At 38.4% G+C, this 21,248-nt stretch carries 17 protein-coding genes; 11 read left to right on the top strand and 6 right to left on the bottom strand.

Going from position 1 to position 21,248, the window contains the following annotated elements; all coding sequences use genetic code 11:
* Positions 1–8: 8 nt before the first annotated feature.
* From ACJJVW_RS02365 to ACJJVW_RS02320, 10 genes are all read left to right on the top strand, one after another.
* The gene (locus tag ACJJVW_RS02365; RefSeq protein WP_405250631.1) at positions 9–2,912 is read left to right on the top strand and encodes a hypothetical protein; all 2,904 of its coding nucleotides are present in this window, start codon (positions 9–11) and stop codon (positions 2,910–2,912) included.
* Positions 2,884–4,164: a hypothetical protein gene (locus ACJJVW_RS02360; protein WP_405250630.1), complete on the top strand. Its 1,281-nt coding sequence runs from the start codon at positions 2,884–2,886 to the stop codon at positions 4,162–4,164. Before ACJJVW_RS02365 ends, ACJJVW_RS02360 begins: the two co-directional genes overlap by 29 nt.
* Positions 4,145–7,930: a hypothetical protein gene (locus ACJJVW_RS02355; RefSeq protein ID WP_405250628.1), complete on the top strand. Its 3,786-nt coding sequence runs from the start codon at positions 4,145–4,147 to the stop codon at positions 7,928–7,930. Before ACJJVW_RS02360 ends, ACJJVW_RS02355 begins: the two co-directional genes overlap by 20 nt.
* Before the next feature lie 529 nt (positions 7,931–8,459).
* Complete coding sequence (gene thrS / locus ACJJVW_RS02350; RefSeq protein ID WP_379952638.1) at positions 8,460–10,406, top strand: threonine--tRNA ligase; 1,947 nt, start codon at positions 8,460–8,462, stop codon at positions 10,404–10,406.
* A gap of 59 nt (positions 10,407–10,465) precedes the next feature.
* Entirely contained in the window at positions 10,466–10,978 is a 513-nt protein-coding gene (gene infC, locus ACJJVW_RS02345) for a translation initiation factor IF-3 (protein ID WP_262485281.1), read from the top strand.
* 118 nt (positions 10,979–11,096) lie between these two features.
* Entirely contained in the window at positions 11,097–11,294 is a 198-nt protein-coding gene (rpmI, locus tag ACJJVW_RS02340) for a 50S ribosomal protein L35 (RefSeq protein WP_013751600.1), read from the top strand.
* A 119-nt stretch (positions 11,295–11,413) separates the two neighbouring features.
* Entirely contained in the window at positions 11,414–11,758 is a 345-nt protein-coding gene (gene rplT / locus ACJJVW_RS02335; RefSeq protein ID WP_013751599.1) for a 50S ribosomal protein L20, read from the top strand.
* A gap of 217 nt (positions 11,759–11,975) precedes the next feature.
* Positions 11,976–12,659, top strand: coding sequence for an ATP-binding cassette domain-containing protein (locus ACJJVW_RS02330; RefSeq protein ID WP_339850382.1), 684 nt, complete (start codon positions 11,976–11,978; stop codon positions 12,657–12,659).
* Between the two features lie 154 nt (positions 12,660–12,813).
* Positions 12,814–13,692, top strand: a complete 879-nt coding sequence (locus ACJJVW_RS02325; protein WP_405250627.1) for a glycosyltransferase family 2 protein — start codon at positions 12,814–12,816, stop codon at positions 13,690–13,692.
* A complete protein-coding gene (locus ACJJVW_RS02320; protein WP_405250625.1) occupies positions 13,685–14,617 on the top strand; it encodes a glycosyltransferase family 2 protein in 933 nt (310 codons plus the stop codon). The genes ACJJVW_RS02325 and ACJJVW_RS02320 overlap by 8 nt, the downstream gene beginning before the upstream one ends.
* Here ACJJVW_RS02320 and ACJJVW_RS02315 read toward each other — a convergent pair.
* Both ACJJVW_RS02315 and ACJJVW_RS02310 read right to left on the bottom strand, forming a co-directional pair.
* Positions 14,614–14,994, bottom strand: a complete 381-nt coding sequence (locus ACJJVW_RS02315; RefSeq protein ID WP_405250624.1) for a sugar 3,4-ketoisomerase — start codon at positions 14,992–14,994, stop codon at positions 14,614–14,616. The genes ACJJVW_RS02320 and ACJJVW_RS02315 overlap by 4 nt on opposite strands.
* Complete coding sequence (locus ACJJVW_RS02310) at positions 14,991–16,070, bottom strand: glycosyltransferase (RefSeq protein ID WP_405250623.1); 1,080 nt, start codon at positions 16,068–16,070, stop codon at positions 14,991–14,993. Before ACJJVW_RS02310 ends, ACJJVW_RS02315 begins: the two co-directional genes overlap by 4 nt.
* Before the next feature lie 31 nt (positions 16,071–16,101).
* On the opposite strand from ACJJVW_RS02310, the gene ACJJVW_RS02305 reads away from it, so the two are divergent.
* The gene (locus tag ACJJVW_RS02305; protein ID WP_405250622.1) at positions 16,102–17,235 is read left to right on the top strand and encodes a glycosyltransferase; all 1,134 of its coding nucleotides are present in this window, start codon (positions 16,102–16,104) and stop codon (positions 17,233–17,235) included.
* Positions 17,236–17,239: 4 nt separating this feature from the next.
* On the opposite strand, the gene ACJJVW_RS02300 is transcribed toward ACJJVW_RS02305, so the two are convergent.
* From ACJJVW_RS02300 to ACJJVW_RS02285, 4 genes are read right to left on the bottom strand one after another with little or no spacing between them, the layout of a single operon-like run.
* A complete protein-coding gene (locus tag ACJJVW_RS02300) occupies positions 17,240–17,779 on the bottom strand; it encodes a DapH/DapD/GlmU-related protein (protein WP_298330844.1) in 540 nt (179 codons plus the stop codon).
* The gene (locus ACJJVW_RS02295) at positions 17,772–19,061 is read right to left on the bottom strand and encodes an O-antigen translocase (RefSeq protein ID WP_298330847.1); all 1,290 of its coding nucleotides are present in this window, start codon (positions 19,059–19,061) and stop codon (positions 17,772–17,774) included. Before ACJJVW_RS02295 ends, ACJJVW_RS02300 begins: the two co-directional genes overlap by 8 nt.
* Entirely contained in the window at positions 19,055–20,161 is a 1,107-nt protein-coding gene (locus ACJJVW_RS02290) for a DegT/DnrJ/EryC1/StrS family aminotransferase (RefSeq protein ID WP_405250621.1), read from the bottom strand. The genes ACJJVW_RS02295 and ACJJVW_RS02290 overlap by 7 nt, the downstream gene beginning before the upstream one ends.
* Entirely contained in the window at positions 20,158–21,138 is a 981-nt protein-coding gene (locus ACJJVW_RS02285) for a GNAT family N-acetyltransferase (protein ID WP_405250620.1), read from the bottom strand. The genes ACJJVW_RS02290 and ACJJVW_RS02285 overlap by 4 nt, the downstream gene beginning before the upstream one ends.
* Positions 21,139–21,248 lie beyond the last annotated feature (110 nt).

Below are 21,248 nucleotides of genomic sequence, written 5' to 3'. Positions count from 1 at the left end.
ATTCTATAATGAGAATCCTACGTTTAGCTTTAATTCTAATAGCTTTTTCTTTTATAAATACGTCGCTTTTTGCTCAGACATCGGCAGGAGGTTCTACGTTTCAAGATGCAGTTCCATTTTGTACCAATGATCCTGTTTTTGCGACACCATTTGACGCTTGTTTTTCAGGTAGTACAGATTCAAACTGTACTACATCAGGACAAGCAGGTCCCAATTATGGTTGTTTAGGTAGTCAACCTTTTCCTACTTGGTATTTCTTGCAAATTGATCAAGCAGGAAATTTAAATTTTCAAATCACCCAGAATACAGCAATAGATGATGACGGAACTCCAACAGGAACAGGCCTTGATGTAGATTATATAATCTGGGGTCCTTTTGCAGATACTGATGTTTTTGACCAATTGACTGCAGCTAATATTGAAAGTTGTAGCTTTTCTTCAGCACCAGTAGAGTTTCCTACAATTACAAATGCGCAAGAAGGTGATGTCTATGTTTTTATGGTTACTAATTTTTCTGGTCAACAAGCGGAGATTTTTATAGAGCAAACTAATGACCCAATGAATACTGGAGTTGGTAGTACAGATTGTTCTATTGTAAATGCTTCACTAGGAGCAGATCAAGATGCTTGTGAAGGAACAACAGTAACACTAGATGCTACGAGTACAGAAGCAGCTGGTTATGCATGGGCTGTAGATACTGGAGCAGGTTTTATGCCTGTTTTAGACGGTGGTGGAGCTCAAGTTACTACAGCGATGCTTAACGTAACTACAAGTGGCGAGTACCAAGTGACAATCACAGATACTGCTGGTGACACAGGAACAGACGAGGTTATCGTTACATTCTTCACAGTACCAACAGCAACAGCTCCAGATGATATTTTTGAGTGTGATACAGATTCAGATGGTTTTGCAAGTTTTAATCTAGACGCTCAAATTCTAGATATTTTAAATGGACAGAGTGCGACAGAGTTTTCTGTTTCTTTCCATTTGAGTCAAGCAGACGCAGATACAGGAGCGGGAGCTTTAGCAGGAACCACAATATATAACTCTGTAAGTGATGAGATTTTTGTTCGTGTAGAAAACAATGGCTTGCCTGCATGTTCAAGTACTACCTCATTTAATATTGAGGTTGTTGCATTACCTATAGCAACAATGCCTGCTACCTATGAAATTTGTGACGATAATATAGACGGTGATGATACTAATGGAGTGGCTACCTTCAACCTTTCTACATTAGATGACGAAGTTTTAAATGGCTTAGATCCAGTGCAGTTTGAAGTGAGTTATCATGTAAACGGACCGGAAGCATCTAGTAATACAAATCCTCTTCCTGCAGCATATACAAATACATCAAGCCCTAATAACGATACTATTTTTGCAAGAGTTGAAAATACAGCTTTCACTGGTTGTTTCTCAATAACATCAATTAATCTTAGAGTTAATGCTCTCCCAGTCCTAACCACACCAGTTACTTTACGTCAGTGTGATGATGATACAAACGGTGTTACAACTTTAAACTTAACACAGTCACAAAGCGAGTTGAGTACAAATTCAGCTAACGAGACTTTTACTTATGTAGACGCTTCTGGCACACCTATAACTGATCCTACGGCTTATATAAACAGTGGTTCTCCTTTTAGTGAGGCTATTGCTGTGACTGTAACAAATCTAGATGGATGTTCACGAGAAGGCGTTATTAACGTGATTGTGAGTGCTTCTCAAATTCCAACAGGAACACTCTTTGCAGATGAGATTGAGTGTGATACTGATGGTGATGGCATTGCTGTATTTGATTTCTCTGGCGCTACTGCTACGATAGAAACATTTTTCTCGCCACAAGTAGTATCTGTTGCTTATTATGAAACAGAGCAAGAAGCCTTATCTGAGATTAATCCTATTACGGATATAGCTGCTTATAGCAATAATCCGTTATTCACAAGTGCTGGTGGCGTTCAAGATATTTGGGTTCGTGTAGAGGCAGATACAGATAATGGTTGTGTAGGTCTTGGAGAGCACGTAAGACTCACTGTGACTCCCAACCCAACATTCCTTCCTAATATTAGTAGTATTGAGACTTGTTCTGCTGTAGCAAATGCAGCTACTTTTGATTTAACGCAGAATGTAGCGGAGATCACTGGTGGAGATGCAGATCTAGAAGTTACTTTTTATGAGAGTATTGCAGCTTATACAGCTACACCTGCTGTAGCGATTGCAAGTCCTACTTCTTTTTCAAACAGTAGTAATCCTCAGACTATTTTCTATAGTTTAAGAAGTACGAGTAGCACGTGTACGACGTTTGATACTGCGATGAATTTTGAGATTATTGTCAATCAAAACCCTGTGGCTATCACGCCGTCTGAGCTTCAAGTATGTGATGATGATGGTGTAGTAGATGGATTTACAACGGTAGATCTTTCTCAAAAAGATGCAGAAATCACTAGTGGTTTTAATGCAAATCTTACAGTGACCTATCACTTAGATGCCGCTGGCGCTACTACTGGCGATGCAAGCATTCCAGATAGTACCATGTTTACCACCACGAGTAATCCGCAGATTGTAGGAGTTCGTGTGACTGATAATACAACAGGTTGTTTTTCAACTACAAGCATGAGCATCCGTAGTTTCCCAGTACCTGTGGCTGTTACTCCAGCCGACTATGAGGCTTGTGATGATGATAATGATGGTGTGTTTGACTTTTTTGTGCTTTCATCTAGAGATACTGAAATTACTGGTGGTGACCCTAGTTTAAGTGTTGCTTATTACCTTACCCAAGCAGATGCAGATAACGCGCCTGTAGGCCAAGAGCTGGACGCAGCAATGTATATCAATAACGACCCTTTTGAGCAGATCATTTTTGCTCGTGTGTTTAATGCGATAGGTTGTTATGACACAAACCCAAGCAGATGCAGATAACGCGCCTGTAGGCCAAGAGCTGGACGCAGCAATGTATATCAATAACGACCCTTTTGAGCAGATCATTTTTGCTCGTGTGTTTAATGCGATAGGTTGTTATGACACAACACCGCTTACCTTGAGAGTGCTTAACACTCCAATGCCTAATGAAAATGCAACTCCTTTTGCATTGTGTGATGATAATAGCGACGGACTACAGATTTTTGATTTAAGCACGCAAGTGGTAAATATTTTAGGAGGTCTAGACCCTGCTACTCACAGTGTGGTGTGGTTTTCTTCTCTCGCTTCCGCGGAAGCTGGAACTCCTGCCATAGCAACTCCTAGCGCTTACACCAGCAATACGGCAACTGTTTTTGCAGTGGTGACAGATACGACGCAACCAACGACCACGGCTACTTTTTGTAGTAATATAGCGACCCTTTCTCTTGTTGTGAATCCGCTTCCTACTCCGGTACAACCTGCCGAATATGAGCTTTGTGATGATCTAGAGAGTGGTAGTGATACCGATGAGTTTGCGAGTTTTGATTTACGTAGCCGTGATGATGAAATTACTGGTGGTAATGATGACTGGGCAGTAAGCTATCACCTTACCCAAGGCGATGCCGATGCAGGTGCACCAGCGCTTCCAGATGTATATCAAAACACCGTAATGGCTAACCAAACTATTTTTGCTAGAGTAGAAAATATAGTAACTAGCTGTTTTGAAACCACCACGCTTACTTTAGTGGTAAACCCACTACCATCACCTACCACTATTGTAGCGGTAGAAGAATGTGATACCATGGCAAATGATGGTGATGTAGATAATGATGGAGACGCAGTATTTGATCTTACAGGTCAAGTAACTGCAGATATCATCAATGGAGAGACGTTTATGTCACTCACTTTTCACGAGACACTCGCTTCCGCGGAACTGGGCAGTCCATCGATAGCAACACCGGCGGCTTATGAGACTGTATCTAGAACGATATTTGTACGAGCAACCGATACGGACCCAGCAACTGCAACCCAGTGTTACCGTGTTATCGAACTAGAACTTACCGTACAACCAGCACCTGTGCTACCTGCGGTGATTCCAGATCTTACCTCTTGCGATGATAATGAAGATGGACAAGCACTTTTTGATCTTACTCAAAATGATGCGATTGTTCTAGGAACACAAACTACTGCTGATGTTACTTTAACGTATCATGAAACCCTTGCTAGCGCAGAAGCTATGGTAGGAAGCGTAAGTGATATGCCCACTTTTTGATCTTACTCAAAATGATGCGATTGTTCTAGGAACACAAACTACTGCTGATGTTACTTTAACGTATCATGAAACCCTTGCTAGCGCAGAAGCTATGGTAGGAAGCGTAAGTGATATGCCCGTTGCCGATCCGCTGAACTATTTAGCAAGTGCGCCAACCACACCAATCTGGGTACGTCTAGAAAATACAACTACAGGATGTACGGTAGTTGGCACTTTCAATCTTAACATAGCGATGATTCCAGCGATCACACCTCCCGGCGTTTTTGAGGAGTGTGATAGCGAAGGAGCACTGGTAGGCACCGATACTGATGGAATTACAAGTTTTGATTTAACAAGCCTTGATACTTTAATTACTGGAGGAGACACCACTTTAAGTGTTAGCTATTATGAGTCGCAAGCAGACTTAGATGCTGGGACAACCAATGCGATTTCTACTCCAACAGCTTATGTAAATACAGGAATGAGTCCGCAGACCATTTTTATCTTAGTAACTAGCGATCAAGCAGGAATGTGTGGCGCTCAGACTACGGTAGACCTTCAAGTGAATCCGTTACCAGTAATTGGAGAGCCATTACCAGCTGCAGTTGCTTGTGATGAGGATAATGACGGCTTTGGAGCTTTTGACCTGCAACAATATAATGACGACTTACTAGCAACAGTAACAAACATAGACTTGCGTTTTTATGAAACACTAGATAATGCAACGGCAGATACGGGAGCAGGTCAGATAGATATTACCCTTCCTTATAATAATATCTCAGGAATGACTTCGTTATATGTAGTTGCACAAGATACAGACGCTACGACAGCCACAAGTTGTACGAAGATCTATGAGTTTGAGCTTATTGTGTTCCCTATTCCAGAACTTCCTACAACACTAGCAACCCTTGCAGCTTGTGATGATAATAATGATCTAATGGAGGTTATTGACCTCACTCAAAATGAGTCTGCGATTATAGGAACTCAAGATCCAGCAACCCTTATCATTACCTACCATAATACACAAGCAGATGCTGATTTGGGAATCAATCCAATTGTAAACCCTACCGCTTATACAGCAACACAGATAGCACCACTAGAAATTATCTGGGTACGCTTGCAAGTAAGTGACGGCTCTCCAAATATATGCGCTGCCATTGGTTCATTTGAGATATCGGTAGAGACACCACCTACGGCAAACCCGAATGGTGATGATCTAGATCTCATGATTTGTGATGATGATACAGACACCTTTACGGAGTTTGACTTAAGCGTAAACCAAGCGAGTCTCACTGGTGGTGATCCGCTGCTTACGGTAACGTATTATGAGAGTCTTGCTGCTTTGAACGCAGGAACTCCTATTACAGATCCTTCGGCGTATACAAACATATTAAACCCTCAAACCATCCAAGCGGTAGTATCAAGTCCAGCAGGATGTAGTGATGGAACGACCTTTAATATCGAAGTATTACCACTGCCAACACCAAATACTAATCCAGATGCGCTAGAAGTGTGTGACACGACTACAGATATCGATACAGATGGTGATGGAGTGATTGATGCAGGTTCAGGTTCGGCAACAGATGGTTTTGAAGTCTTTGATTTAACACCTGCTATCGCGCAGATTGCGGGAGCAGAACCGGTAAATATAACGGTGTATACAGAACTCGCTTTCGCGGAAGCGAACCCAGAAGACACTACGCTCGCCATTACAGATGTGACTGCGTTTATCAATACCGTGACTGGCAACCAAACATTATACGCAAGGGTGGAACGTGATGTGCCAGGAAACAGCGACTTGGATAGCGACGGAAATCTATGTTTTGTAGTCGTTCCTTTNTACCGTGTTATCGAACTAGAACTTATCGTACAACCAGCACCTGTGCTACCTGCGGTGATTCCAGATCTTACCTCTTGCGATGATAATGAAGATGGACAAGCACTTTTTGATCTTACTCAAAATGATGCGATTGTTCTAGGAACACAAACTACTGCTGATGTTACTTTAACGTATCATGAAACCCTTGCTAGCGCAGAAGCTATGGTAGGAAGCGTAAGTGATATGCCAGTTGCCGATCCGCTGAACTATTTAGCAAGTGCACCAACCACACCAATCTGGGTACGTCTAGAAAATACTACTACAGGATGTACGGTAGTTGGTACTTTCAATCTTAACATAGCGATGATCCCGGCAATAACACCTCCTGGTGTTTTTGAGGAGTGTGATAGCGCAGGAGCACTGGTAGGCACCGATACTGATGGAATTACAAGTTTTGATTTAACGAGCCTTGATACTTTAATTACTGGAGGAGACACCACTTTAAGTGTTAGCTATTATGAGTCGCAAGCAGACTTAGATGCTGGGACAACCAATGCGATTTCTACTCCAACAGCTTATGTGAATACAGGAATGAGTCCGCAGACCATTTTTATCTTAGTAACTAGCGATCAAGCAGGAATGTGTGGCGCTCAGACTACGGTAGACCTTCAAGTGAATCCGCTGCCAGTAATTGGAGAACCTTTGCCTGCTGCAGTAGCTTGTGATGAGGACAATGATGGCTTTGGAGCTTTTGACTTGCAACAATATAATGACGACTTACTAGCAACAGTAACAAACATAGACTTGCGTTTTTATGAAACACTAGATAATGCAACGGCAGATACAGGAGCAGGTCAAATAGACATTACTCTTCCTTATAATAACATCTCAGGAATGACTTCGCTATATGTAGTTGCACAAGATACAGACGCTACGACAGCCACAAGTTGTACGAAGATCTATGAGTTTGAGCTTATTGTGTTCCCTATTCCAGAACTTCCTACAACACTAGCAACCCTTGCTGCTTGTGATGATAACAATGATTTAATGGAAATCATTGACCTTACCCAAAATGAGTCTACGATTATAGGAACGCAAGATCCAGCAAATCTTGTCATTACCTACCATAATACACAAGCAGATGCTGATTTGGGAATCAATCCAATTGTAAACCCTACTGCTTATACAGCAACACAGATAACACCACTAGAAACTATCTGGGTACGCTTGCAAGTAAGTGATGGCTCTCCAAATATATGTGCTGCCATTGGTTCTTTTGAGATATCAGTTGAGACACCACCTACGGCAAACCCGAATGGTGACAATCTAGATCTCATGATTTGTGATGATGATACAGACACCTTTACGGTGTTTGACTTGAGCGTAAATCAGGCGAGTCTCACTGGTGGTGATCCGCTACTTACGGTGACGTATTATGAGAGTCTTGCTGCTTTGAATGCAGGAACTCCTATTGCAGATCCTTCGGCTTACACTAATATTTTAAACCCTCAGACCATCCAAGCGGTAGTATCAAGCCCAGCAGGATGTAGTGATGGAACGACCTTTAATATCGAAGTATTACCACTGCCAACACCAAATACCAATCCAGATACGCTAGAAGTGTGTGACACGACTACAGATGTCGATACAGATGGTGATGGAGTGATTGATGCAGGTTCAGGTTCGGCAACAGATGGTTTTGAAGTCTTTGATTTAACACCTGCTATCGCGCAGATTGCGGGGGCAGAACCGGTAAATATAACGGTGTATACAGAACTCGCTTTCGCGGAAGCGAACCCAGAAGACACTACGCTCGCCATTGCAGATGTGACTGCGTTTATCAATACCGTGACTGGCAACCAAACATTATACGCAAGGGTGGAACGTGATGTGCCAGGAAACAGCGACTTGGATAGCGACGGAAATCTATGTTTTGTAGTCGTTCCTTTNCTCAATAAAAACTTTTGAACTTCGCTAGATATGTTACTGTTTCTCTAAGCGGGTGCAAATATACAACTGTTTTTTAAACTCACAACTTAATCTTAAAAATAATTGAAAATTTAATTTTCAACCCTTAAAAACCAAGCAACAATCGTAATGAACATAACTCCCAAATAACCTCCATTTGTTAGCGGCTGCAAAACTACAACCTTTTTCCTAATCACAAACTATCTTTTTTAAAATAATTTGAAGAAATAAAAACAAACTTTTTGAAGACATTTAAAAGAACAACCGCTTGCTGTTAAGCGGGTGGCAAAGATACACCGAAGTTCTAATCTTACAAGAATAAATATCAAAATATTTAAAATTATCTCAAAATAGACCTCCTAAAACCACCTAAAAATCCCTAATCAAATGAAAACAAAGCAGTTATTATAATTCAAATTTTCGCGAAAGCGAAACAATCTTTCTCCTTAATATATAGTCAAACAGAATGTAATATATATTGTAAACCTTCATTGAAGATACTATCTTTGCGCCTTTAAACAATCGAACTATGATCAATATCACTTTGCCAGATGGCAATGTAAAACAGATGGACAACGGAGCTACTCCTATGGACGTCGCAAAGAGCATCAGTGAAGGACTGGCGCGTAATGTAATTTCGGCAAAATTTAATGGGCAAACGGTTGAGACCTCTACCCCACTTACCGAAGATGGTTCGATCACACTTTTTACCTGGAATGATGATGAAGGAAAGACAGCTTTTCGTCACTCTTCTTCTCACGTACTGGCTCAAGCAATTTTAAAATTATATCCTGGAGCAAAACTTACTATAGGACCAGCTATCGAAAATGGTTTCTATTATGATGTTGACCTGGGTGACCAAACCATATCTGACAAGGATTTTAAGTCTATAGAAGACAAAATGCTTGAAATCGCTAGAGGTAAGCATGACTTTAGCCTACGCTCTGTAACTAAGCAAGAGGCTTTAGATAAATACAAAGCAGAAGGAAACGAGTTTAAGGTAGAACTTATAGAGAATCTAGAAGATGGAACAATCACCTTCTGTGATCATGATGACTTTACAGATTTATGCCGTGGTGGTCACATTCCGAATACAGGAATCATCAAGGCTGTAAAAATAATGAGTGTTGCTGGAGCTTACTGGAGAGGTGATGAGAACAAACCACAACTTACTCGTGTTTATGGAACATCGTTCCCAAAACAAAAGGATCTTAAGGAATACTTAGAATTAATAGAAGAAGCAAAAAAACGCGATCACAGAAAATTAGGTAAAGAGCTTGAACTTTTTACTTTTTCTCAACGTGTGGGTCAAGGTCTTCCATTGTGGTTACCTAAAGGAGCTGCACTACGTGAGCGTCTTGAAAATTTCCTTAAAGCTGCACAGAAAAAGCAAGGTTATGAGATGGTAGTTTCTCCACATATAGGTCAAAAGGAACTTTATGAAACTTCTGGACACTATGCAAAGTATGGGGCAGATAGTTTCCAACCTATACATACACCTAACGAGGGAGAAGAGTTCTTACTTAAACCTATGAACTGCCCTCATCACTGTGAAATCTATAATAGCCGTCCTTGGAGTTACAAGGAACTACCTAAACGTTTTGCAGAATTTGGTACAGTATACCGCTATGAGCAATCTGGCGAACTTCATGGACTAACCCGTGTACGTGGCTTCACTCAAGATGATGCACATATATTCTGTACGCCAGATCAACTGGATGAAGAGTTTATGAAAGTAATAGACTTAGTGCTTTATGTTTTCGGTTCTTTAGGTTTTGAAAACTTTACAGCGCAGGTTTCTTTACGTGATCCAGAAAAACCAGAAAAATATATAGGAGCAGATGAAAACTGGGTAAAAGCAGAAAATGCTATCCTCAATGCTGCAAAAGCTAAAGGACTTAACTACGTTGTTGAAACTGGTGAAGCTGCTTTTTATGGACCTAAGCTTGACTTTATGGTTAAGGATGCTCTAGGCCGCAGCTGGCAACTGGGTACTATACAAGTGGACTACAACTTGCCAGAACGTTTTGAATTACAGTATAAAGGGAGTGATAATGAGATGCATCGCCCTGTAATGATACACCGTGCACCCTTTGGAAGTATGGAGCGTTTTATCGCAATTTTACTAGAGCACACAGGAGGAAACTTCCCACTTTGGTTAATGCCACAGCAAGCTACTATTTTGACATTGAGTGAGAAATACGAGAAATATGCTCAGAATGTTTTAACTTTGCTTGAAAATCACGAAATTCGCGCTCTTATAGATAACCGTGGTGAGACTATGGGTAAGAAAATACGGGAAGCAGAGATGCAAAAACTTCCGTTTATGATTATCATAGGAGAGCAAGAAGAGAATGATGGCACAATATCTGTAAGAAGACATGGTGGTGAGGATTTAGGTAGTATGACTATGGACGCTTTCGCGAAAATGGTAAATGCCGAGATAGCATCCACAATAAAAACATTTGAAGTTTAATTTAAAATAGAAACGCCATAGCAATACGTAGAAAAAGATCGAGAGGTCCTGCTAGGATCATTAAGGAAGACCAACACAAAATCAACCAAAAGATTCGTGCCAAAGAAGTACGACTCGTGGGAGAAAACGTGGAAGTAGGGATTTACCCTATCCAAAAAGCACAAGCACTAGCCGCAGAATTAGAGCTAGATCTTGTAGAGATATCACCTAATGCCGCACCACCGGTTTGTAAAATTATAGACTATAAGAAGTTTGTATATGAGCAAAAGAAGCGTGAGAAGGTAATGAAGGCAAAAGCCTCAAAAGTGATTATCAAAGAAATACGTTTTGGTCCGCAGACAGACGATCACGATTACGAATTTAAAAAGAAGCATGCTGAAAAGTTCCTTAAAGAAGGAGCAAAACTTAAAGCTTATGTATTCTTTAAAGGTCGTTCTATCATCTATAAGGATCAAGGAGAAATACTACTTCTAAGACTAGCACAAGAGCTAGAAGAACTAGGAAAAGTAGAACAACTCCCGAGACTAGAAGGAAAGCGTATGACAATGTTCATCGCTCCTAAGAAAAAATAAGCTTGCTAGCAAGCATAAGTTGCTAGTGTATAGCAGCTAGACATAAAACCCTCCTACTCTTTTGAGTCAGGAGGGTTTAGTAAGAAAATAAGTGAGATAATTTAAAAAATAGGAACAGATGCCTAAAATGAAAACAAAATCCAGTGCTAAGAAGCGTTTCAAGCTTACCGGAACTGGTAAAATCAAAAGAAAGCACGCTTTTAAGAGTCACATTTTGACTAAAAAATCTAAAAAGCGTAAGCTTGCGTTAACGCATGATGGCCTTGTGCACGATGCAGATACGAGTAATGTTAAATTGATGCTTAATCTTAAGTAATCCGTTTAACCGGTTAAAACAAATATTTTTCAACCCTGGAGTATGGCCTTCTCTCCGCTTAAGAGAGAGAACAAAAGAGTATACAGCGTGTACCGCCTGCTACAAAAACACATTAAATTATGCCTAGATCAGTAAATTCAGTTGCTAAAAGAGCCCGTAGAAAAAAGGTGATGAAGCAAGCCAAAGGTTACTTTGGAAGACGTAAAAACGTTTGGACAGTAGCAAAAAATGCAGTAGACAAAGCAATGTCTTATGCATACAGAGACCGTCGTCAGAATAAAAGAAATTTCCGTTCATTATGGATTACTCGTATTAATGCGGGTGCTCGTATGCACGGTATGTCTTATTCTCAGTTTATGGGGAAAGTAAAAGCAAATGGAATCGAGCTTAACCGTAAGGTGCTTGCAGATCTTGCTATGAACCACCCAGAAGCGTTTGAAGCAGTAATCAATAAAGTAAAGTAAGGCGCGAGCCTCATTTAATAATACATCTCACTTATTAAAAAGTCCTGCTCTTTGAGCAGGACTTTTTGTTTTAAACAACTTTTCTAAAATTTACTAGTACTGCTGAGTAATTCAATTTTCGCGAAAGCGAGATTGCACAACTTATTATAAAACTTTTGAAGTAGCTTTAAAACACTTTCATCGAAATTCCGTTACTTTGAGTGCAATAAGAAAATCTATGTCTACACCTGTTCTTGAACTCTCACACGCTGCTATATATCAGCGAGAAAATTTAATTTTATCTGAAGTTAATGTTACCATTGAACCAGGTGACTTTGTATATCTCATAGGTAAAACGGGCTCTGGAAAAAGTAGTTTCATGAAAACGCTTTATGGTGATTTACCGCTCACAGAGGGAAAAGGGAATATTGTAGGGTTTGATCTCAATGGACTTAAGGAAAAGAATATCCCTTTTTTACGTCGTAAGCTTGGTGTTGTTTTTCAAGATTTTAAATTATTAAATGACCGAACGGTTATCGATAATTTAAAATTTGTTTTAAAAGCAACTGGATGGAAGGATAAGGCTGCTATGACAAATAAGATAGATTCGGTTCTTGATAAAGTGGGAATGAAAAGCAAGGGCTTTAAGTTCCCTTATCAGCTTTCTGGTGGAGAACAACAACGTATTGCTATTGCACGCGCTTTACTCAATGACCCCGAACTTATCCTTGCAGATGAGCCTACTGGAAATCTTGACCCGCAGACAAGTGTTGAAGTGATGGAAGTGCTCCAAGAGATTAATAAGAATGGAAACACTATACTAATGGCAACTCATGATTATGCGCTCTTATTAAAATATCCATCAAAAACATTGAAGTGCGATGGCAACAAGGTTTTTGAGGTTGTACAGAAAACAGTTTAATATCCTTTCCGAACACTTACATATCATCCAACTCACTAATAAGTTACTGTTTGATTGGTAATCAACTTATACAAAATAATGAGTTAGATTCCAGATAGATTTTGGCTAGTAAAATACCTAAAACTTCTATTTAGCGTATATTGACATTACTTTAATGCTTTCTATACTTATACCTACATATAATACTGACATCACAGATCTTGTCCAGTCTATCTGTGAGCAAGCACGTCGTGCGAAAATTACTTTTGAAGTGATTTTCTGTGAAGATGCATCTTATCTATACATAGAAAAAAACGTACAACTTCTAGGAAACACTAACGTAAAACGGCTAATAAACGCTACCAATTTAGGTAGAACTGCCACCCGTACTAATCTTGCCCATAACGCAACATATAGTTGGTTACTATTTCTAGATGCAGATGTTGCACTACCTTCAATAAGTTTCATTGAAAATTATGTTTCGCATTTAAATTCATCCCATGATATTATTCATGGTGGTATATCATATGCTATAGATAATAACGATGATTTCACTCTTAGGAGTACATATGGAACACAAAGAGAAACACAACTAGCCAAAAAAAGATGTAAAACTCCTTATTTTGTTATTTCTCAAAATATACTTGTAAAAAAGGAAGCGTTCTTAAAGCTCAATATTATTGCTTCAAACAGGTATGGTCTGGATAACATATTCTCTTATCAAATCCTTAAACAAGGTTATGGTGTCCAACACATAGATAATCCAGTAATACATCATGGTTTAGAAAAGAACGATGTGTTTTTAAAAAAGTCCATACAAGCGATAGAAACTCTTATTTATTATGAAGAGAAAGGTCTAATGGCTCAAGACTTCACACGTTTACAAAAAAGCTATCTTACTCTTAAAAAGAATAAAGTAGTTCTTATTTTCAAGGTGATTATAAGTAAAAGTTTGAAGTACATCGAAAAAAACTTAATGGGCAAGAAGCCATCTCTATTCCTTTTTGACCTGTACAGATTACATCATTATATAACTCTTAAAGAAAATGCCTAAGTTCTCTGTAGTCATTACGGTATATAATAAGGAGGACTTTGTACAAGCAACTGTAGAAAGTGTCTTAAATCAGTCGGTGCAAGATTTTGAGATTATTATTGTTAATGATGGCTCTACAGATGGTAGTGATGCTGTCATAAAATCTATAGCCTCAGAAAAAATTACATATCTACCACTTGCAGAAAATCTAGGAGCCGGCGCTGCACGCAACATAGGCATAAAATCTGCCAGAGGATCTTATATTGCACTTCTTGATGGTGATGATATTTGGGATAGCTATTACCTAGCCGAGATTGTAAGTCTAATACATGTGTTTCCGCAACATCACGTTTTCGCGACAGCGGTATTCAAAGAATATATAGGAAAAACTACGGCAAGTAATTATAGTTTTGATAATCCAAATGAAGATACTTTTCTAGATCTAAACTACTTTGAGAGCAGCTATAAAAACTCGCTATTAACGAGTAGTTCTGCAGTGATACATAAGTCCGTTTTTAATGATATTGGGTTTTATGATGAATCCATAAAAAGCGGACAAGACACAGATTTATGGATTAGAATAGGGATTAAATATCGAGTAGCTTTCAGCACTAAGCCCGCTGTAACTTATATCTATGCGCCACAAAGTCTTTATAAAAGTATACGCAGTGTTACACATAGACCTGATTATCTAAATTATCTCAATGAAGAGGAAAAGCTTGAGAGCTTAAAGAAATTTATAGATCTCAATAGATATTCATTAATACTGAGGGCTAGATTATGGAATGAGTCACAAGAAGCGACCGTGTATCTTGATAACCTTGACCTAAATAATCTTAATAGTAGACAGCGGTTTCTACTTAATTTACCTCCGAGCGTGTTGAAAATAGCATTTAAATCACAAAAATTATTAGCACAAGCAGGGATTAATCTGTCTGCTTTTTAGCCAATAAAATCTTTATATTCACGGATGTAATCTTGTTCATCATATTCATGAGAAGCTAGTACAAGACAAACAGAACCAGATGAGAAATTTTCTAGTTCGCGCCATATATTCACATCAATCAATAAGCCTTCACTTGGATTGTTAAGCATTACCCGTTCTTTAATCGTTCCATTATCGAGTACAACCTCAAAGCTTCCGCTTACTGCAATGAGCAATTCTACACATTCTTTATGTGCATGCCCGCCGCGATATGCTCCACTAGGCACATCGTGTAAATAATAAACTCGCTTAATATCATGTGGAAACACACCATTTTCTATAACAGCAAGGTTGCCTCGCGGGTCTGTTATTCTAGGGATTTCTATAATTTTCTTCATAAGGAATTTATAAGGGTACTCCAGTCATTACTAATTTGTTCCTGTGATAAGTGTGCTACACTCTCTTTGGCATTTGATTTACAATGCGCTAAAAGTTCGCTATCAAGAACAAACATATGTATAGCTTCAGATAATGCCTCCATATCATAATTAGGAACTAATAATCCATTATGACCGTGTTGTACTATTTCATTAGGTCCAGACTCACAATCTACACTTATCACCGGAGTTCCTAGTGATAATGACTCTACAAGCACCATGGGGAAACCTTCATAATGACTAGTTAAGAGCGTGAATAATGCATTTTTCACGATGGAGGACGGTTGTTTTTGATGGCCTACAAAGTAGATTTTATTGCTAACGTTTAGCTTTTTGGCCAAAGCAACCAGCTTTTCCTTATCCTGACCGTCTCCCATTATTACGAGAGGTGTTTTTAAATTCGCTTTCGCGAAAGCGGAAATCATTAAACTAAAATTCTTAACATCATCTACGAGTCTCCCAAAACCAAGAATATAGGTGCTGGGTAATGCTGTAGAAGATTCTACTACTGAAAATTGAGGAATAGCATTGTAAACATGCTTTGTATTTTTGAATCCATATGTCTCCGTAATCTTATCACAAATGCGTTTTGAAACTCCGATAAAATTGGAATTGTTGTAAAGTCTTTTTGCTATAGATATGGGCTTAGGAAAATAGGTTTCTAAGCGAGCGCTACGCACCATAAATGCAACCTTAAAGTTACGGTAGATGTATTGCGTATAGCAAATCTCTTTAAGTAGAGAAGGTCTAGATCTATTATCTATAATCAGATCAAAATCGTGCTGAAGTAAGTAGGCTCTTAATCTTTTCAAATGACGCCATCTAGCGGTTAAAGAATCATCACTCGATTTATAACTTCCTAGATTAAAAAGTGTTCCAGTGTATGGAACTTCAATGTCATCTCTTAACGTCACAATATGCACTGTGTGCCCTAATCCCGATAACATAGTCGATAAAATTCCCAACGATCGCTCTGCGCCACCACCTGCCAAAGAGATGGTAACTAGCGCAATTTTTTTATGAGTATCTTTAAGCAACGGAAGAAATTTTGAATACCAAATATAGTCAATGCGCATCTTACTTGTAGGCGAATACAGCCGACTTCACAATTCGCTCAAAGAAGGACTCCTACAGTTAGGTCACGAAATAACGATTGTGGGAAGTGGCGATGGATTTAAAAACTATCCTGTAGACATTAGACTTGAAAGAGGCTACACTAGCGGATGGAGAAAAAAACTAAAACTTGGTGTTCTTAAACTAACCGGGATTGATATTTCTGAAATCGCCTTAAGGAAATCATTCAACACTTTAAAACCACAACTTTCTGGTTATGATGTGGTACAGCTCATTAATGAGTCCAGTTTCAACACCACACCATCATTAGAACTAGAAATAGCTCAGTATTTAAAAAATAACAATAAGAAAGTATTTCTCCTCTCTTGCGGTGCAGATTATCCAAGTATCACACATGCGTTTACAGAGGAGCTTCCATACACTATAGTAACTCCGTTTCAAGAAGAAAAGATAGATAAGAAATCTTTTGCCCCTGCGCTTAAGTATCTAGATCTTGCTTACAAGGAACTGCATGAAAAATTATATGAGCTAGTAGATGGCGTGATTGCTACAGATCTTGATTATCACATACCGCTCATAGATCATGATCTATATGTAGGTTTAATTCCTAATCCCATAAACACAGATATCATAAAAAGCTTACCTCAGGAGAATGCAAATCCTATTATAATCTTTCATGGCATAAATCGCGCAAACTATTTTAAGAAGGGAAATGATATTTTTGAAAATGCGCTTGCAATAATTAAAGAGACATATACTTCAAGAGTTGCTATAATTACCACCGAAAGCTTACCCTATAAAACTTATATAGAAAAGTACAATAGTGCACATATTATTCTAGATCAAGTTTACTCACATGATCAAGGCTATAATGCACTTGAAGCAATGGCAAAGGGTAAAGTAGTATTTACTGGCGCTGGCATTCACTTTAAGGAGCACTACAATCTTTCAGAAACTGTGGCCATAGATGCTACGCCAGATGTAGATCAAATAGTGTGCAGTTTAAAGAAACTCATTGAAAATCCAGAAACCATTGAGAAAATAGGAAGGAACGCTCGAATATTTATTGAGACTCATCATAGTTATAAGAAAGTCGCACGAAAGTATATAGACACTTGGAATAATTAATTCTTTAAAAAAAGTTAGAAAACGTTGTTCCCGCAGCTACATTTACTGTAACAGTACTTCCTGCCGCTATCACGGCATTATCTCCTATGGTCACACCTTTCCAGATACTCACATTATTCCCGATAAATACATTCTCACCTATGATTACAGCTGCGCTAGACCCTGTATGTGATCTTCGGTTTTGAGGATTGAGACTGTGAAAATTGCAATTATAAATACTACAATTTAAACCTATTGTAGTTCTGTCTCCTATAGTTATAGAAGCCTCATTTGCAATCGCACAAAAGTTATTATTAATTGCAACATCATTCCCAAAGATGATCTCACTACCTCCCTTCCTTGCTTCTATATACGCGTAGGTATTATAAAATAATGGCGAATTGATAACACCTATATGTACGCTTTCGCGAAAGCGTATACTTCCTTTTCCATTAATTTGCGCAGGTTGATGAAGTACCGCTTTACCATCGATACTTTTATGAGATGAAAGCATTTTATACTTCCATATTCTAAAGGATTGTAATATGTTACTAAGTCTACTCACTTGCTGCAATTATTTTACCAAATAATGGTTTCCGAAAGATAAACAGTAATACCAATAAATGTATAAAATAACTAAAACAATGTCCCATAGACGCTCCCTCATATCCAAATTTACGCACCAAGTAAATTCCAGAACAATAGATAACTACTAGGGATATTATCTCTGTTATTAAAAATAGCTTTAGATTATTTTTTGCGATAATTTGATATCCTATCACGATGGAGGCAACCTTAAAAAAATCTCCAAGTAATTGCCATTTAAAAAGATGTGTCATCGGGACAAAATCTTCTGTAAAAACGAATCCTACAATAAAATCTCGTAGTAGATATATTACCACAAGTCCAACTCCAAAGAGCGGAAGAACGGTTTTGTAAAACCCAAATATCTCCTTTCTAAAGGATTCATCTGTAGTTGCCTTTGCGAGTTGAGGAAGTATATACAATGTCATAAGTGTGGCGACGAACTTCACATAATAACTAGATATTCTAGTCATTGCGTCCCAGTAACCAGCACCATCACCTATCTCTTTACGTATGGTAATATATACGAGCGGCAGCACAATCATAGAGAACAAAGCCATAAGTGTGTACGATCCTAGCTTACGTAACGCTGCCGTATCAAAGTTTGATAATGAAATATTTCTCAATACATCACCTTGCTTTCCTAATGCAATTAAGGTAATCACTAGTATCACTGCGGGACTTGCAACTAGCGAAAATAATGCACCTTGCACACCGTAGTATATAATACTTAACACTGTTATAGCAAGTCCAATAAGGTTAGAAAATATTTGAATTTTAACCACCTTCTTATAAGCCGACTGCCCATTAATAACGGCAAGTAAAATACCGTTAAGTGTTATAAACGGTAAGGCAATGGCTAGCAATTTAAAAACATAGATGTACTGTGCCTCTTCTCCAAAAACCTGTGCATTAAAATAAGAAGCGCCTACGTATAACATCGATGATACAATTATAGTAGCAACAAGACTTACAATAACAGCAGTAGATAATAATTTTGATAATGGATGACTATTCTCATCACCCGTAGCTACATACTTTACAATACCGTTGGACAGGCCTAGATTTCCAGCAGCTTGAGAAGAAGTCATAAAATTGCGCAGATGTCCTAGCAATGCCATACCACGCTCCCCTAGATAAATAGCAATAAGTTTTGAAGTTATAAGCCCTCCTAAAATTTGGAGAATTACACTCACAGCATTTATTGAGCCTATCTTTAAAAGCGTATTGTCACCTATATTAGCGCGTATTTTACTTAGCATCTAAAGTTGTTTAGCGCTGTTATAATGTCCTCAACATCTACATCTGACAATGCGGGTGATAATGGAATACTGAGTACCTCTTTATGCAATTGCTCACAAACGGAAAATGATTGCATATTGTACTCGCTAAGTGCCTCTTGTTTATGAGGAGGAACTGGATAATGAATATTAGTCCCTATCCCGTTATTTTGTAAGTGTGTCTGTAATTGATCTCGATAAACACTTCGTATCACAAACAAGTGCCACACATGATTTTCTTCTTTATTTAATTGAGGAAGTATCATATGTTCGTTATGAATTTTGCTTAGATATTTCATCGCAATCTCACGCCGTCTACGATTTTGAATATCTAATTGCTTTAATTTTATTCTTAAGAAGGCCGCTTGTATCTCATCAAGTCTAGAATTAACTCCTGCATATTCGGCTACATAGCGTTCTTTAAAACCATAATTTCTATACTTTTTCACTACCTGAGCAAGCGCTTCATTATCTGTAGTAATTACTCCGGCATCTCCTAAAGCTCCTAGGTTTTTAGTTGGATAAAAACTATGCGCACTCGCATCTGCTAGTGATCCGCTGCGATTTCCATTAATATCCTTTGCTCCATGTGATTGTGCGCAATCTGTAATTACGAGTAGGTTGTACGCTTTCGCGAAAGCGTTAACCCTTTCCATATCCGTAAGTTTCCCATACAAGTGTGTAGGTAACACTACTTTCGTTTTAGGTGTTATTTTGCGTTCTAGATCTTCAAAATCAAAATTATAAGTAAGTAACGAAGCTTCTACTAATACAGGAATCAAACCAGACTGCTTAATAGCGATAATAGTAGCGATATACGTGTTACTTGCAACTAAAACTTCGTCTCCTTCGTGAAGCTGTTCTAAGATTTTGTAGCCTTCAAAGATGAGTCGTAAAGCATCGAGACCATTTGCTGTACCTACACAATGTCTCGTTCCACAATACTGAGCATATTCTGCTTCAAAAAGTTGTACCTCTTCTCCTAGCACATACCATCCTTTATCTAAAAAGGAATCGAACTTATTTTTAAACTCCTGTTCAAAGGGAGCATTTATTTTTTTAAGATCTAAAAATGGGATCATACCAGTACGTTATTTAAATAGATATGATTTGCAGTGTCTATTTTGAAGCTTCGATGCACAGAGGTACGTGCGCCAAAACATTCTTTCCAGTAAGCAAGTCCTTTATTGAGTTGTTTTCCTGCATTTTCATTTGAAGTTCCAAAGTCGAAAAATCTCTTGTTTTTAAAAGTAACTTTTATAAGATGATTGAAAAGAAAGTCTAGTGTGCCTAAAGTTTGTTTTTCACTATTTGCCGAGATATACTGGACATGTGCTGTCGTACTTGTCTCAAATATCGTAGCTCCCCCAACAATACGTCCATCATGGTAAACATTAAACTGTCTAATATTATTTGGGAATGACTTCTTTAGTAATGTTATCTCTTCTGCAGTGTGTGTAGGTTCGGCGTTATGTTGCTCTTGAAGATTAGGAGTTAAAATAATGTTCCAGAAATCACCAAGATTATCTTCCTCTTTAATAACTAAATTGTGTTTTTGAGCTTTCTTTACACCTTCAAGCCGATTAGATTGAATCTGTATGTCATTTCTATAATCAATGACTGAAGCGCTATCCACTCTATAGCAAGCCCCTTGAACGAGTTGTAAAAGATAGTCTAGTCCTTCACTAGGCAAACGATTGTAAAAGTTAGGAATCTGCTTTAAGTAGAGCGTCTGAATATCTAGGGACTTTAAATAACTGAGTAACTCCTTAAATAGCTCTGTTAAATCTGCAATCTTTAAAGATGGCAGTATCAATAACCCTCCATAAGTAAGCCCTTGATGACTATAGATCGCTTCTCCCTCAATATTTGCAGGTAGCAGTGCAACTACTTTTTTATCCTTAAATATCATCAGCGAGTTATCTATAAAACGATCAGAATGATACTCCATAAATGCCCTATTATGGAGGAATGTTGCGTTGCATGATAGCGCGACAAAATCGTTCCACTGGACGGTATCCTTTTGCTGAAATTTATGGATGGTATAAGGTGATTTCAAATACTGGGAGTTACTCTTTTAGTACTGTAAAATACAAACATAATTATATATAATCGTTGTTTTGAGAGATGTCAATTATACTTCAAGTACTTTGAACATAATATCTATTT

Origin of the sequence: Dokdonia sp. Asnod3-C12 (genome assembly GCF_045063975.1) — a bacterium.
In the GTDB taxonomy this organism is placed as follows: Bacteria; Bacteroidota; Bacteroidia; order Flavobacteriales; family Flavobacteriaceae; genus Dokdonia.
Note: the sequence above shows the minus strand (reverse complement) of the source record. Positions and strands in the feature narration are given on the sequence as shown.

Excerpts from the sequence above, each read along its gene's own strand:
- rplT (WP_013751599.1), top strand. The coding sequence starts at position 11,414 with ATGCCTAGATCAGTAAATTCAGTTGCTAAAAGAGCCCGTAGAAAAAAG.
- ACJJVW_RS02290 (WP_405250621.1), bottom strand. The coding sequence starts at position 20,161 with ATGATCCCATTTTTAGATCTTAAAAAAATAAATGCTCCCTTTGAACAG.
- thrS (WP_379952638.1), top strand. The coding sequence starts at position 8,460 with ATGATCAATATCACTTTGCCAGATGGCAATGTAAAACAGATGGACAAC.
- ACJJVW_RS02325 (WP_405250627.1), top strand. The coding sequence starts at position 12,814 with ATGCTTTCTATACTTATACCTACATATAATACTGACATCACAGATCTT.
- ACJJVW_RS02360 (WP_405250630.1), top strand. The coding sequence starts at position 2,884 with ATGACACAAACCCAAGCAGATGCAGATAACGCGCCTGTAGGCCAAGAG.
- ACJJVW_RS02320 (WP_405250625.1), top strand. The coding sequence starts at position 13,685 with ATGCCTAAGTTCTCTGTAGTCATTACGGTATATAATAAGGAGGACTTT.
- ACJJVW_RS02330 (WP_339850382.1), top strand. The coding sequence starts at position 11,976 with ATGTCTACACCTGTTCTTGAACTCTCACACGCTGCTATATATCAGCGA.
- rpmI (WP_013751600.1), top strand. The coding sequence starts at position 11,097 with ATGCCTAAAATGAAAACAAAATCCAGTGCTAAGAAGCGTTTCAAGCTT.
- ACJJVW_RS02295 (WP_298330847.1), bottom strand. The coding sequence starts at position 19,061 with ATGCTAAGTAAAATACGCGCTAATATAGGTGACAATACGCTTTTAAAG.
- ACJJVW_RS02315 (WP_405250624.1), bottom strand. The coding sequence starts at position 14,994 with ATGAAGAAAATTATAGAAATCCCTAGAATAACAGACCCGCGAGGCAAC.
- ACJJVW_RS02365 (WP_405250631.1), top strand. The coding sequence starts at position 9 with ATGAGAATCCTACGTTTAGCTTTAATTCTAATAGCTTTTTCTTTTATA.
- ACJJVW_RS02305 (WP_405250622.1), top strand. The coding sequence starts at position 16,102 with ATGCGCATCTTACTTGTAGGCGAATACAGCCGACTTCACAATTCGCTC.